Annotated in this window: 9 protein-coding genes; 7 read left to right on the plus strand and 2 right to left on the minus strand. The window is 59.5% G+C overall.

Annotation, left to right across the window (positions count from 1 at the left end; genetic code table 11):
- The first annotated feature begins 279 nt into the window (after positions 1–279).
- The 4 genes from ACNS88_RS00475 (at position 280) to ACNS88_RS00490 (ending at position 8088) form a co-directional block, all read left to right on the plus strand.
- Entirely contained in the window at positions 280–2946 is a 2667-nt protein-coding gene (locus ACNS88_RS00475) for an autotransporter outer membrane beta-barrel domain-containing protein (RefSeq protein ID WP_435092844.1), read from the plus strand.
- A 237-nt stretch (positions 2947–3183) separates the two neighbouring features.
- Positions 3184–4836, plus strand: a complete 1653-nt coding sequence (locus tag ACNS88_RS00480) for an asparagine synthase-related protein (RefSeq protein WP_435092846.1) — start codon at positions 3184–3186, stop codon at positions 4834–4836.
- A gap of 115 nt (positions 4837–4951) precedes the next feature.
- Entirely contained in the window at positions 4952–5908 is a 957-nt protein-coding gene (locus ACNS88_RS00485; protein WP_435092848.1) for a glycosyltransferase family 2 protein, read from the plus strand.
- A 611-nt stretch (positions 5909–6519) separates the two neighbouring features.
- Entirely contained in the window at positions 6520–8088 is a 1569-nt protein-coding gene (locus ACNS88_RS00490) for a right-handed parallel beta-helix repeat-containing protein (protein WP_435092850.1), read from the plus strand.
- Between the two features lie 152 nt (positions 8089–8240).
- On the opposite strand, the gene ACNS88_RS00495 is transcribed toward ACNS88_RS00490, so the two are convergent.
- The gene (locus tag ACNS88_RS00495; RefSeq protein WP_435092852.1) at positions 8241–9317 is read right to left on the minus strand and encodes a GNAT family N-acetyltransferase; all 1077 of its coding nucleotides are present in this window, start codon (positions 9315–9317) and stop codon (positions 8241–8243) included.
- Positions 9318–9737: 420 nt separating this feature from the next.
- On the opposite strand from ACNS88_RS00495, the gene ACNS88_RS00500 reads away from it, so the two are divergent.
- From ACNS88_RS00500 to ACNS88_RS00510, 3 genes are all read left to right on the plus strand, one after another.
- A complete protein-coding gene (locus tag ACNS88_RS00500) occupies positions 9738–10628 on the plus strand; it encodes a glucosamine inositolphosphorylceramide transferase family protein (protein WP_435092854.1) in 891 nt (296 codons plus the stop codon).
- A 597-nt stretch (positions 10629–11225) separates the two neighbouring features.
- Entirely contained in the window at positions 11226–12290 is a 1065-nt protein-coding gene (locus ACNS88_RS00505) for a glycosyltransferase family 2 protein (protein WP_435092856.1), read from the plus strand.
- 241 nt (positions 12291–12531) lie between these two features.
- A complete protein-coding gene (locus ACNS88_RS00510; RefSeq protein WP_435092858.1) occupies positions 12532–14043 on the plus strand; it encodes a lipopolysaccharide biosynthesis protein in 1512 nt (503 codons plus the stop codon).
- Between the two features lie 213 nt (positions 14044–14256).
- Here the strand turns inward: ACNS88_RS00510 and ACNS88_RS00515 are convergent, their stop codons facing one another.
- Positions 14257–15573, minus strand: a complete 1317-nt coding sequence (locus ACNS88_RS00515; protein ID WP_435092860.1) for a nucleotide sugar dehydrogenase — start codon at positions 15571–15573, stop codon at positions 14257–14259.
- Positions 15574–15699 lie beyond the last annotated feature (126 nt).

Genomic DNA, 15699 nt, shown 5'->3' on the forward strand with positions numbered 1-15699 from the left:
TTCTCAGAGGGGATCGATCGCTCCCCCGAGACTGATCGGTGCGGATCGATTCGATGGCGGACCGATCGGCCGATACGAACGGTATCTGTGCCGTTAAGATAATGTTAACACAGTTTTTTACTGGTTTATCGCTCTCCGATTGGACCTCTGTGAACCGATCTAGAACTGTTGATTCGATTTACAGTATCCTCGTCTTATCTGTTTTCCTGTTACATTCACATTGTATAGAACATTAATTAACGACACGTTTATCACCGTTATTGTCCCATTAAGACTTGCATGGCACGCAAGCTGGTAAGCGAGGACGACAGTAGCGACAGGTATAGCGATACCGAAGAATCGGACGGAGAGAAGGGGGACGCCGACGCCGCCGGTGGATCGCTGAACAGGCGAGAGTACGTGAAACTCGGCGCGGCGGCAGCGGGTGCGGTTCTCGTATCTCCGGGGCTAGGGTCGGCTGCGATAGAACGGCACGGGATGCAGTTCGACCGCGTCCTCAACGCGGTTGACGATCTCGGGCTCGACAACTCGGGTGGGAAGGCAATCGGTTCGACGCTTCTCGACAGTTTGGAGGACGGAACGCTCATCGAGTTCCCCGACGGTCGATACACGATCGAGGATACGCTCCTCGACAAGAGCGTATCGAACGTCGGCCTCGTGGCCGCTGAGGGTGCCAACCCCACGCTCGTTTCAGTCACTCCCACAAACGACCTCTTGGATGGCGAGTATCTGATCGCCTTCCGAGGGTCGGACATCCTGTTCGGTGGGTTTACTCTGGACTTTACCCGCGGTTCGGAGTACGGCGGGCGCGTCCAACTCCTCGCCGAGAGCGGCGACGTCTCCGTGTTCGAGATGACCACGAAGGGACAGCTCCCCGGGAACGTCGACGGCTATCGCGTGGAGGCGCGCGCGACCGACGGCGTCGCGACACTGGACAACGTCAACATGCGCGACGGCGCCGTCGAAGGACCGTCGGCAACCGGGATATTCGTCGGGCCGCCGCACGCCGGCGAGATCCACATCCGCAACTGCGACATCTGGCATTTCCCGAGCAAGGGCATCTACGCGTCTAATCCGGCCCATCCCGACGTCGGAGAAGGCGGGACCGTCCACGTGGACGGTGGACTATATAAGAACAACAACGATTGTGACGTCCGCGTCGGAACCGCCGGCTCCACGGTCAAAAACATCGTCTCGGTCAAGCAGGACACTCGCCAGGGCGAAACCGTCACATGGAAAAATCCGATTCCACGGCGGCACTGGGACGGGCGAACCGATATCGTCCAGACCCGATCGATCCGCCTCAAGTACGGCCACGACGTGCTCATCGAGGGCTGTGAGTTCATTCACGACATCGGCCAAGGCGCCGGAGCCATTACGGGTGAAAGCACTCACAGAGGCGGAACGACGATCCGCGACTGCCGCATCTCGGTGACTGACGCCGATATCTATCCGATTCTGCTGAATGACGGAAGCGGTAACGGATTCGAGATCGAGAACGTGTCGATCACGGGAACGGGCGGCCGCGGCGCCGCCATCCGAGTCGAAGACGGCCGCGACGGCACCACCGTCCGGAACAGCTGTATCAATCTCACGGGCTCCGGTGAATCCGGCGTCGAGATTATCGGCTCGGACGACTGTGTCGTGGCCGACTCGAATATCAAAGTCGACGGCGAGGCCGTCAAGTACGAGAACGCGAGCGTCGAGACGAGTGGCCTCACCTACACGGATAGCTGTCCACTTCCGGACGCAACGGACTACAATGCGACGGACAGCGGGGACGACACCACGGAGAAGACGCTGTCGAACACGTGTACGATCCGCGCAACCGGTGGCGCCGTGGACTACTCGATCACCGTGACTGACGGCATCGTCGACGGATCGAACGGACAGACCGTCGACTCCTCGGTCGCGAACACGATCTCCGGAACCCTCGACGACGGTGCCGATGACTGGTTCTGGTTCGGCGGCGAGATCCAGAGTCTCGAACTCAGCACGGACGCAACCTTCTTTATCAACGGCGAGGAGGTCGACACGGCTCAGTTCGAAGACACGACCGACGACGAGACGTCCTCGGGAAACGACATGACGGAAAAGACGCTGTCGAACACGTGTACGATCCGCGCAACCGGTGGCACCGTGGACTACTCGATCACCGTGACTGACGGCATCGTCGAGGGATCGAACGGGAAGACCGTCGACTCCTCGGTCGCGAACACGATCTCTGGCACCCTCGCCGACGGTGCCGATGACTGGTTCTGGTTCGGCGGCGAGATCCAGAGTCTCGAACTCAGCACGGACGCAACCTTCTTTATCAACGGCGAGGAAGTCGACACCGGCCAGTTCGAAGACACGACCACTGACGAGACGTCCTCGGGAGATGACACGACCAACGACGGGGATTCCTCCGGAGCCGAGACTACGGAAAAGACCCTCTCGAATACGTGTACGCTCCGCGCGACTGGTGGTGCCGTCGACTACTCGATCACCGCGAGTGACGGCATCGTCGACGGATCGAACGGAAAGACCGTCGACTCCTCAGTCGCGAACACCGTTTCGGGGACCATTACCGATGGCGACGACCAGTGGTTCTGGTTCGGCGGCGAGATCCAGAGTCTCGAACTCAGCACGGACGCGACCTTCTTCATCAACGGCGAGGAGGTCGACACCGGCCTGTTCGACGGTTCGCTCCCCAACGTTCTCAACGTCAACGGGGAGGTCGCCAATGGAGGTGCGAAGTACACTATCGAGGTGACAGGCGAACTCGTTCGCGACGACAACGCCAGTACGGCTCCCGAACAGGGCCACACGTTGGACGAACGCGAGGATATCGTCAACGGTAGCGAAGTCGTCGGCTCGGTGTGGGACGGCATCGACGTCTACCAGTTCTCCGGCGATATTGCCCAACTGAATGTCGACGGAAACGCACAGGTGAACTTCAAGTAAGGTTTCACCCGCCCGATCCCGTCGGTCGTCGCCCGCCCGCTGAATCGGGTACCGCGCCGCGACGGATCGAGTCGTAATCGCTGAATAACTATCTATATTCTATCCGACTCCTCTCGTATGCCTGGCGTTTGTTTAGACGTGCATCCCGGAGGGAGGGCGCCGAGTCACTCCCTCGATTCACTTTTACATCTCAGCAGCTACGCGCAAGAGACGGTCAGCGCGGATCGCGAGCGCTTCTTGGGATACACACATTACCCCGGATACCCCGTCGTCACGCTCGAGACAGAGGAGTACGTCCTCTACTTCGAGGGGTACTGCTACGACGACGACGACGTGCGCGAGCGGTTGCGCTCGCTAGTACCCGCGCTGTTCGACCCGACGGCGGACGACGTCGCCCGGTTCGTTCGGGGAACGGACGGGGAGTTCCTCATCGTGGGTATCGATCGCCAGAGCGGACGCGTAGCCGTGGTCAACGATGCATTCGGCCGACTCCCCGTCTACTGTGACGACCACGCCGACGGATTCGTCCTCTCGCGGGAACCGCGGTTCGTCATCGACAACGGGGCGAGCGACGAGTTTGACCGCATGGGTCTCGCACAGAGTCTGCTATTCGGCTACACGCTGGGAGATCGGACGCTGTGGGAGGGCGTCGAGAGACTTGCCGGTGGGACACACATCGTCGTCGACGGCGACGGCGAGTCCGAACGCATCCGCCACTACGAGTTCGACTTCAGCGAGAAGCGACACGCCGACAAATCCGTCGCGGAGAACGCCCGAAACCTCGCGGAGCTCTTCGCCGATGCCTGCGACCGCAGGACCCGACCGGGGGGACAGACTCTCCTTTCGCTCAGCGGAGGGCTGGATTCACGCGCCGTCGTCGGCGGCTTTCGCGCGAGCGACGTCTCGTTCGCCGCGGCGACGTTCATGCACGACGACGGACGCACGAGCGACGACGTCGAAATCGCCCGTCAGGTCGCGGACGCGGCGGAGTTCGACTGGAAGATATATACGCTGGAACCGTTCGGAGAGGACGAGGTGAACCGACTGCTCCAGATGAAGGAAGGATTGAACCCCGTCCAAATGGGATTCATTCTCCGGTTCTTCGAGCGCCTGCTCGAGGAACACGGTCACCGTATAACGCACGTGACGGGTGACGGCGGCGACAAGGCACTCCCCGACCTGACGCCGAGCGTCAACATCGGTTCGCCCGAGGAGCTCGTCTCGTACGTCTGCTCGAAGAACGCCGTCTTCGAACCGGCGACGGTCGAGGAACTGACCGGCGTCGAAGAACGAGCGCTCCGAGAGGAGATCGCCGCCGTCATCTCGACGTATCCCGAGTCGGAGTGGAACGACTTGTACGTTCACTTTCTCGTCGCCGAGCGGGGGCGAAACTGGCTGTTCGAAGGGGAGGACCGCAACCGTGGTTACTTCTGGAGCACAAGCCCGTTCTACGGACTACAGTTCTTCGAGTACGCAATGAACGTCCCCGCGTCCCAGAAGTCTCGGTACCGGCTCTACCAGCAATTCTTGGACGAGCTGTGGCCGGCAGCCACCGGAATCGAACACGCGGATTTCGGATTCGCGCTCGACTCACCGATGTACTACGCCGTGCAGCGAGGGCTTGACCTGATAGACGGCTATCCACGTCTCGAACGGATCGTCCATGCGATTCACGACGGCGGGAGTTCGCGTCCCGAAGACGACCTCGCCGGCCGCCTCCTCTCCCGCCGACTGTCGGATCGGGCCGTCAAGCGATATCTTTCGCCGACCGCCGTCGAGGACGTCGCCAACAACCGTGCCGCCTACAGCTCGAAGCAGGCATTCACGCTCCTCACCTTGGCTTCGGAGGTGGGTCGTCTCGCGTCGGCCGAACAGGCGGTACACACCTGATGACTGACCCTCACTCTGTCGCTCACGCCAGTCCAGACGTCGGATCGACCACGACGACGCTCACGGTCGGCAAAGAACGCGTACGACTGCCTTCGACACACGACCGAGACTGCATATGAACGGGGATCGCGCGGACGGGCTCGTCAGTGTCGTCCTTCCGACGTACGGCCGCCCGGAGTTCCTGGTTAGCGCGGTCGAGTCGGTCGACCGCCAGAGCTACGGTCCGATCGAGATTGTCGTCGTCGATGACCACTCGCCGGACCCGATCGAACCCCGACTCGACGACGTCTCGGTCGGCGAAGATCGGACGCTGCGCTGCATCCGCCACGAGGAAAACCGAGGGGCCAGCGCGGCCCGAAACACCGGTATCGAGGCGTCGAAAGGCGAGTTCATCGCGTTCCTCGACGACGACGACTACTGGCTGCCGAGCAAGGTCGAAAAGCAGGTCGAGGCGTTGGAACACGCCGGCACAGACGTCGGCGTCGTCTACACGGGACAGCAGTTTGTCGTCGACGGCGAGATGACGAGCGTCTCTCGTCCGACGCTCGAAGGCGACGTTACCAAGGCCATACTCTGTGGAGCGACTATGGCGACCTTCTCCGCGATAATGGTGCGGTCGGAGGCGTACGAGACTGTCGGCGGCCCCGACGAGCGGTTCCCCTGCTGGCAGGACCGTGAGTGGCTCCTTCGCCTCTCCACGGAGTACGACTTCGCGGTCGTCTCCGAGCCCGTGGTCGTCCGACGGTCGACGGATCACGACCAGATCAGCGATGATTTCGAAACCAAGCGCGACACCGCGTACCCGCTGTTCTTGGAGACGTTTCGACCGTTAGCAGCGACGTACGGCCAGAAGTACGAACGGCGACTCGTCGCCGCCCAGTCGCTGGAACTCGGGAAGTCGGCGGTTAGACACGGCTACGCGCGGGACGCTCGCAAGTATCTACTCCGGTCGATTCGGTATCACCCGACGGAGATTTCGGCGTATCTGTACTTCCTCGTCGCGCTCGGCGGCAAACTGACGATCGAACCGGCGCGGGCGGTGTACCGCTCGGTCAACCAGCTCAGAGAGTGACCGACCCCTCGGGTTACGATACAGTTAGCCGTGGTAGTACTTGTGTAACTAAGCAGTGACGGCTGTTTCAAACACGTATGGTTATTCGAACGGGGTTATCCGGAGACCGTCCGCGGAAAGACGACGCGTGTCAGCGTTCACCGCGGTCTGGTCCCTGATGGATCCGTACGCGTCTCCTCGGACGGGTGGGACGGCCACCGTGCGAGCAGTGTGCGATCAGGCGGTGGTCGGAGAAACCGCTGATGGACAGGCCATCGTGTACGGATACGACCGTAATCGTCGACTGCGATCTCGACGAATCAACGATACGGGGCGCGACGAGCGTCTGAGACCCTGGGTTTGGAACGGCGACGCCTATAGCGATCGATGTGGTCCCGTCACAGTTCGACGAGGAAATCGTCGCCTGAGACGTGACTGTGCATGAACGGGCGGACGTTAGCGCTTTTCCGGTCGGGTCACGCGTCGCCCGGTCCGATCGAACGACGGTGGTGAAACGCCAGTCGGAAACCAGGAGCCGGGCGGCACGCTCGTCGCTCGACGATCACCGATGACTCGAAAACAGAGAAATGGAACGTAGAAACCTGTTGAAAGCGGCGGGGTCGGTCGGAGTCATGAGTCTCCTCGCCGGCTGTTCGCTGTTCGGCTCCGACTCCGACCCCGGGTCCGACCCAACGGAGACTCCTCCGTCGCGGCCGACGCCGCCGTCCCGGATTTCGGGTTCGGAATTCGAAACGGTCGTCAGACTCGAAGACGTGGCCACGGACATAGACGGTGACGAACCGATAGATGCTGCCATCGAGTCGCACCTCACGGACGACACGCTCATCACCGTGCCGGAGGGTCGATACCGGCTCGGATCGATCTCAAAACTCGACGTGTCGAACGTCGGGCTCGTCGCAGCGGACGGGGCGACGCCGACGTTAGTCCCTGACCGGCCCATCTCCGAACTCACGGACCACGAACTCCTCATTAACATTCGAGGGTCAGACATCACGTTCGGTGGGTTTACTCTGGACTTTACCCGCGGTTCGGAGTACGGCGGACGCGTCCAACTCATCGCTGAGAGCGGCGACGTCTCCGTGTTCGATGTGACCACGAGGGGACAGCTCCCCGGGAACGTCGACGGCTACCGCGTGGAGGCGCGCGCGACCGACGGCGTCGCAACGCTGGACAACGTCAACATGCGCGACGGCGCCGTCGAAGGACCGTCGGCGACCGGGATATTCGTCGGGCCGCCGCACGCCGGCGAGATCCACATCCGCAACTGCGACATCTGGCACTTCCCCAGCAAGGGCATCTACGCCTCTAATCCGGCCCACCCCGATGCCGGAAAGGGTGGAACCGTCCACGTGGACGGCGGACTGTATAAAAATAACAACGACTGTGACGTCCGCATCGGCAGCGCGGGTTCCACAGTCAAAAACATCGTCTCGGTCAAACAGGACACCCGTCAGGGCGAAACCGTCACGTGGAAAAATCCGATTCCACGGCGCCACTGGGACGGCAAAACCGATGTCGTTCAGACTCGATCGATCCGGCTCAAGTACGGCCACGACGTGCTCATCGAGGGCTGTGAGTTCACTCACGACATCGGCCAGGGCGCCGGTGTCATTACGGGTGAAGGCACTCACAGAGGCGGCACAACGGTTCGTGACTGCCGTATCTCTGTGACCGACGCCGATATCTATCCGATTCTGCTGAAGGACGGGAGCGGTGACGGATTCGAGATCGAGAACGTGTCGATCACGGGAACGGGCGGCCGCGGCGCCGCCATCCGCGTCGAAGACGGCCGTGGCGGCACCACCTTCCGGAACTGTCGAATCGAGACGAAGTCGGGTAACGGAATCCAGGTCGAGCCAGGAACTGGCATCACGATGGCCGCGACGGAGGTTACCGTCCCGAACAAGTGCATAGCTATTGATGATTCTGTTGTTTCAACGTCTGACCTTCCGTACACCATCGAGTTCGAAAAAGTCGATGACGGGCCTGGAGAGTTATCTCTGTGGGTTACGGGCGATCTAATCCCTCCCAGAACCCTCTCGAACGTATCGACCTCACCAAACACGATCGGCACGCAGGCGATCGGAACGATGGATGACGCCACTGTGCGATTCTCGTTCTCCGGGGACATCAGGCGGCTATCGGTTGATCCCTCCGTGGTCGTCTCGATCACGACGTAACGTGTTCAGCAGAGTAGAGAATAGACATATGACAAATTCCTCCATTCAGTTACCCAAGGCTCACGAGATGCGCCGGCAGGCCACTGCTATCGACGACGAGTTTCTCGACCATCAGGCACTCATTTTCCCGGTGAATTTTGACGACACCTCACCTAACTCGTGTCGCGTTCGATCGACGTCAAAAACCAGTTATCTGGGTTCGTGATGTCCATTCCGTTCTGTGTCCACTCATCAGTGAGCGTCCGCACGACGTGCGTCTGTTGAGTCGAGACGAACGAGAGTGGGGGAATAGTGTCAGCGTGGAATCCGGACGTGCGCAGTACCGACCCCGGAATTCCTTGAGACGGCGCGATGAAGAGGTCCGTTTCCGGGTGATCCGAAATGACCTGACCGATCAGACTCACAAGAGCTGGCTCCGGTGCGACTTGCAGCGGGACGACGTCGACGATTTCGGTCGTTTTTAGATCGGATTCGACCGACGTTTTGGTGATGAGTGCCGCTTCAGGACCGCCGCTCCCGTCCGCGATGTAGGTCTTGTAGTCCCAATCCGGGTTTTTGAACTGCCATCGGTAGAACCGTTCGTCACGACGAACATGGATCTTCTCGGGGACTGATAGCCGATACAGCGCCGCAAGTTCCTCTGCAGGTGATTCCGACTCCATTCTGATAGTAACGCCCGGGTTTTCCGGCGTGGTTAGGTCCCGAAGGAGATAGTACCCCCGCGCAACGGTCGTACCGACCCTGCCAAGGAATCGAATCGCGGGCTGGTCGTACGTTTCTGCTATGCTTGAAGGGTCTTCGATCCGATAGTAGGACGGTCTCTGGGAAACGACTCGACTGCCGTGTTTTATGTGCGCAGGCTTCGCTAGGTCGTTGGGAAAGCTGAAATAGAACGGATACCTCCCCGAATACGTTTCAATTATTTGCTCCATCATGCGAGTGAACAGCCCCTGTCGCCTGTGATCCGGATGGACCATCGCGTCTCCCGGCTCGAGCGCTACCGACTGTTCACCGTTGATCACGATCGGCAGTGCGAAAAGCGGTCTCGCCCCAACGAGCTGGTCTCCGCAGAGAGAAACGACCATCGGCACGTGGTCCACGTAGGGATTGCTTCCGTATTTCCAGTCGAACCAGTCATCACTCTTATTCCCCCCCATAACAGTCGAGTAAAGCGATAGAAATCCGTCTCTGTCCACGGGCTTGTACTGCCGGATCTCGTACTCTGTCATGCGTTATTACCTACAAACGAGACATTATTTCGGCCCTGGTCGGCCACTTCCCTTCTCTCAGCACCTCCGCTAGCACCCGGCCCGACCGTTGATATCCGCGGACGGTTCGTAATCATTCCTAAGCCACCGGGAGACGATACAGCGGGCCATAATGTTAATATTTGGCCTGTCTGTGACGGTCGCGTGGCGAAACAAGTCGATCCCAGTTTACAGAGTTCGGCATCCGTACTCCGGATCTAACCGCTGGCTCCTACGGTCTCGGCCCGTCGCTCTGCAAAAGCCCGTTTGGTCGTACATAACAAGTAGCCTATTGGAGTATAGCGTTAGTGGATCTGACCGACAATGCGAATAGATGCCCACCGATATCTGCTGGATCGCGCCGACCGAATGGATGAGATGGTGCGGTGGTCTCCGAACGTAATGACTAACCTCGCTACAAAGGCTCTACAAGGGCTTCCCAGCTGGAACATCGGCGTTATTGAGGGTGAGACGGCGGACCTACTACAGGCCGAGTCCGGGAGGAATGTCACATGGTTCCCGGAGCAGTCAGACAGGTACCTCGCAGATCCGTTTGCAATACGGATCGATGGAGACATCCACGTCTTTTTTGAAGAGTTCCCATATTCAACGCGGAAAGGGAGAATATCGTTTACGAAGTACCCAGATTGGTTTGAATCGGGGAAGATAGAAGTTGCCCACGAGGAGCCGTTTCACATGTCTTATCCGTTTATGATGAGACACGACGGCGAGATCTATGCAATACCTGAGTCGTGTGCAGCGGACGCGGTACACATATATCGAGTCGATAGCCCTTCGGAATGGGTCCTCGAAGCCAAGGTTCTGACCGGTATCGGTGTCATCGATCCGACCGTGTTTAAATACGCCGGGAAATGGTGGATGTTTTACACGACGGATCGGAACGCAAACGCCGAACTGTTCATCCAACACTCGGACAGCCTGTTTGAAGGGTGGGAAGAACACAGCGAGACACCGGTCAAGGTGGATCCGAAGTCTGCACGCTCCGCCGGAGAACCCATCATCAGTGGCGGCGAACTGTACCGCCCCTCACAGTACTGCGATACCGAGTACGGTGAGAAAATAGTCATCAATAGGGTCACTCAGCTCACGCGGGAGGAGTTCGTCGAGGAAAAGTATGCCGAGATTAGCCCCTCAGATACTGGGCGGTATCGTGACGGCTGTCACACGATATCTTCGGGAGGCAACAACGTATTTATTGACGGAAAAAGGCGGATCAGGAACCACTACTGGGTAAAAAAGCGGTTAGAACAGATCTTGACGTACCCTCTCTGAGATTGGCCCCGCTCGGAAACAATCTCACGTGAGCAGTTAACATTCACATCTCGGGTTTCCAGCCGATAAGGGCCTATCCGCTCTGGCTTCGAGTGAAATAACGTTCGGATCGCAATCCAAACCCCGAAACTGTGGATCCTCCGTACACCATCGAGTTCGAAAGGGTCGACGACGCCCCCAGAGAGCTGTCTCTGTGGGTTACGGGCGACCTGTACTCCCTCGGAACCGTCACAAACGGGTCGCTCTCGCCGAGCACGGTCGGCACGCAGGCGATCTCAACGATGGACGGTGCCATTGCGCGATTCTCTTTCACTGGAGAGATCAGGCGGCTATCGGGTGGCCCCTCCGTGATCGCCTCGACCACGACATAGCGCGTCTAACAGTAGATAATATACTCATAACAAAAACCTCAGCCCAGTTATTTCATTCTGAGAACATATGATACTGAATCGATTCACTGCGGTCCGCTAATGTCGGTCGAATGGAAGCGAGCCGGAACGCAACGTCGAGTTACGATCGACCAACGTCGAGCGCCGGCCCGACCCAGCGGTCCCCGCAGCCAGCTGCGCCGCCGACCGACTGTAACGAGGAGATAGCATGTACGAGTCACACTCTGTCGGCGTTATCATTCCGGCATACAACGAAGCGGAATTCGTCGGCGATGTCATCCGCGACATCCCGGAGTACGTGGATCGCGTGTACGTCGTCGAAGACTGTTCAGACGACGAGACGCCGGAGGCGATCCGAACAGCGGCGGAAGCCGATGCGATGAATCGGTCGCCCGCCGCTGATCGGCGCGACGGCGATCTACCCAGCATCAGCGACTTGCATCTCGAAAGCGATGAACTCGCCGAGAAGGTAGGCGAGTTCTACGCCATCGGACGGATCGTAGCGATCCACCACGCAGAGAACCTCGGCGCAGGCGGTGCGATAAAGACCGGATATCAGTTCGCTCTGGAGGACGATACTGCCATCGTAGCGACCATCGACGCCGACGGGCAGATGGATCCCTCCCGGCTCTCGCAGTTCCTCGATCCGATCGTCGCCGGGGAGGCCGACTACACGAAAGGAGATAGACTATCGAACAACGAACATAGCCGCGACATGCCCCGGTTCAGACTATTCGGAAACCACATACTGACGCTCCTGACGCGAGTGGCGAGCGGTTACTGGGAAATCACCGACCCGCAGAACGGGTATACCGCGGTTCGAACGGACGTTCTCGATCGTCTCTCCATCGAGGAGATGTACGAATACTACGGCTACTTGAACGACCTGCTCGTGAGGCTCAACATCGCCGGAGCGGCTATCGTCGACGTTCCGCTTCCGGCCGTATACGACGACGAGGACAGTCACATCCGGTACGAAGAGTATATCGTCAACGTCTCGCAGATGCTATTACGGGACTTCCTGTGGCGGCTCCGAGTCAAGTATCCTCCCACGAGGGGTCATCCGATAGGGTTATTGGCTGCCTTCGCGGGCGCCACCGCGACAGCCGGCACCGCCCGGCTTCTCCACCCGTTTTCGTCTCGTCGGACCGATGCCGACGAACCGACGGGTACGGTCGACGCGGTAGCGATGTATATCGCCGCGGCAGTGTCGGTTCTGCTCGTCTTGGCCTTCGACCGCGCCGTCCACACGGAAGAGACGGGGTATGACTGATCATCTCGCGGGTGACTCCGCCGTCCTGACAGGGACGCCGAGTTCGCTATCTGGCCCCACAGCCGGACAAGGGATGCCCGGATGGCTCGAGCCGGGCGAGAGTTCCCCTTGACGACACCGGACATTAGGAAAGCAATTACATAGTGCTGAACGACGCTTATTCCGGTACCATGAGACGTTCGGGGCCGTCGAATACCGAAGCATCACCAGGCTGTCCGACACCTCGTTCAGAACGGGGCCAATGAGTCTGCTCGAACGCCTCCTCGCCTTGATCAAGCGACTGAAACCGGAGGGGACGGTCGTTGAACGGACCGTGAAAAGCGCGGGGTGGCTAATGGGCCAGAACGTCCTCGGCAGAGTGCTCCAGTTGGGAATGCTCGCCGTTCTCGCCCGACTCGTCGGCCCGGCCGAACTCGGGCTCGTCGGTATCGCGCTGTTGACGCTGAGTGGGACCCAGAAGTTCACCAATATCGGATTGAACAAAGCACTCATCCAGAAGACCGAGGAGAACGTCGACACTCACCTCAACACGACCTGGATGCTGGAGATGGGTCGAGGCGTTCTCATCGCCGCTCTCCTCTTCGTGATCGCCCCGTTCGTCGGAGAATGGTTCTTCGAGGAACCCCGAGCGGTCCAGATAATCCGTGTCATCGGGCTTTCGCCGCTCCTCCTCGGGTTCCGCAACCCCGGTATCGTCTACTTTCAGAAGAACCTCGAGTTTCACAAGGAGTTCGCCTACAAGGTCAGCGGAGATGCCGCCCAGTTCCTCGTCGGCGTCGGATACGCGCTGATCAACCCGACCGCCTGGGCGTTCGTCTTCGGGTTTCTCGCGGCCGACGTCGTCAAGTTGGTCCTCTCATACGTGATCCACGATTACCGGCCGTTCCCGTCGTTCGATCTCGACATCGCCAAGGACCTCATCAGCTACGGGAAGTGGGTCACGGGTTCGTCGATCCTCTATTTCATTTACAGCGAGGGCGACGACGCCTTCGTCGGGTGGTTGCTCACGCCGACGGCGCTGGCGTACTACCAGTACACCTACCGGTTCTCCAACGCCCCGGCGACCGAACTGTCACAGGTGATCACTCGCGTTATGCTTCCGGCGTACTCGAAGCTACAGACCGATGAGAAGGAACTCCGGCAGGCGTTCTTAAAGACGCTCCGCGTCACCGCACTCGTCTCCTTCCCTTCCGCGATCGGCATCGCCGCCATCGCGCCGGACTTCGTCGTGGCGGTCTTCGGCCAAGATTGGACCCCGGCCATACCGGCCATGCAAGTCCTCGCGTTATACGGGCTCTTCCGTGCGCTCGGCAAGACGTTCGGTCCGATCTGGGAAGCTATCGGTCGTCCGGACTACGTCACGAAACTGTCCGTGATCCGTGTCGCTCTGATCGCCGTCTTCATCTACCCGCTGACCAACGAATTCGGCATCCTCGGAACGGCGCTCACCGTGACGGGCATATACGTCTTTCCGATGATGCCGCTCGACATCTACGTGATGTCCCGTTCTATCGATCTCCCGATGCGCTCGATCTACTACGAGTTCGCTTACCCGCTCATCGCGAGCGTTCCGATGGGACTCACCGTCTGGTACCTCGGAACGATCTCCCCGTTCAGTTCGCTGATAAATCTCTTGGTCTTCATCCCGATCGGCATCGTCGTGTTCGTCGCGCTGGTGCTGATCCTCGAACTGGTGACTAACTGGACCGCCATCAAAAATTTCGAACAGATCTATCGGAACCTCACGGCGTGAGCTCAAAGGCTCGCGAACGACGGCGACGGCGAACTCGTTGTGGCCGAGAACGACCTCTCGCATCGGGACGACCGGCGCGCACGGCTGGGCGTCTTCGATCCATCGAACTGGGACGTGACCGTTCTCCGCGACGACCTATGGAACCCCCACTCCCTCAAAGTGGCTGATCTGGACGGTGAAGGTCGCCTCGACGGTCGGAACGGGTCGACCGCCTCACAGCTGCTTGTAGACGAATCCGTTACGCTCCGCGTTTTTGGGGTCGAACATGTTCTCGATGTCGACCAGGAGCGGGGACTCGTTCATCTCCGAACGGGCGTCTTCGAGGGAAAGAGACCGAAACTCGTCGTGACCAGTCGTGAGAATGAGTCCGTCGGCGCCGTCGAGCGAGAGTTCCTCGCGAATAGGAATGTCGAACTTGGATCGCAACAGTCCGTCGTCGACCTTCGGGTCGTACCCGGCGATCGAGATGTCGTATCGTCGAAGATCCGAAATGAGATCGTCCACCTTCGTGTTTCGGATGTCGTCTGCGTTGGCCTTATACGAGAGTCCGAGTACGAGCAGACGGCTTTCTTTCGGCACCTTCCCGCAGTCGTTGAGCCCGCTAATTACTAGTTCATTGATAAAACTCGTCATGGACTCGTTCATGTCGCGGGCCGCGTTGGCGATCCGTGGCGTGTATCCGGCAATTTCGGTGCTGTGAGTGTAGTGCGCGGGGTCGACCGGGATACAGTGACCACCGACGAGTCCCGGCGAGTACTGATGGAAGTTCCACTTCGTCCCGGCAGCGTCGAGTACGTCGTCGGTGTTCAGTCCCAAGTGTTCGCAGGCGACCGCCAGCTCGTTTACGAGGGCGATGTTCACGTCGCGCTGGACGTTCTCGAACACTTTCGTCATCTCGGCGACTTCGATGCTGGGCGCGGTCCAAACGCCGGCATCGACGACGTCGCTGTACAGCCGTCTGACTCGTTCTTTCACCTCCCTGTTCTGTCCACTAACGACTTTCACGGCGTCGTTGATGCCGCGGTTCCGATCGCCCGGTGAGATGCGCTCCGGAGAGTATCCGACGTCGAACTCCTCGCCCGCGGTGAACCCGGAGGTCCGTTCGAGCGCCGGAATCAGCACCTCGCGTGTCGCCCCCGGGAACACCGTCGATTCTAAGACGACGGTCGTCCCCGGGGAGAGGTTCTCACCGATCGTCTCGCCCGCCGACTTCACGTAGTCAAGATTCGGTGTCTCCCGGTCATCGGTCGGGGTCGGCACGGCAATGATGACGAAGTCGACGTCGGAGGCGAACCCGGGGTCCGTGGTGAAGTGGATGTCGAGATCGGAGAGTTCCCGTCCCGAGATGACGCTCGAAGACGCGTTCCCGTTCCGCAAGCGATCGATAGTCGATTCGCTGATGTCGTATCCCACCACGTCCCAACCCGTTCTATCGAACGCTGCCGCCACCGAGAGCCCGACGTATCCGAGACCCGCCACGCCGATCGTCTCAGTCGACCGTTTGATGTCTACTGCCGATGAGGCTCTCACGTCTTTTTCGGACATGTTAACTGAGTCAAACATGACACCGATGTCGTATTGTTATAGGTTCATTACGGAGTTCGACGTCGCCACCCGGAAACGGGCTGCTTTGCCGATAGCCAGTGAGAGGCGGAA

This window comes from Halorubrum shenae (genome assembly GCF_051194165.1).
GTDB lineage: Archaea > Halobacteriota > Halobacteria > Halobacteriales > Haloferacaceae > Halorubrum.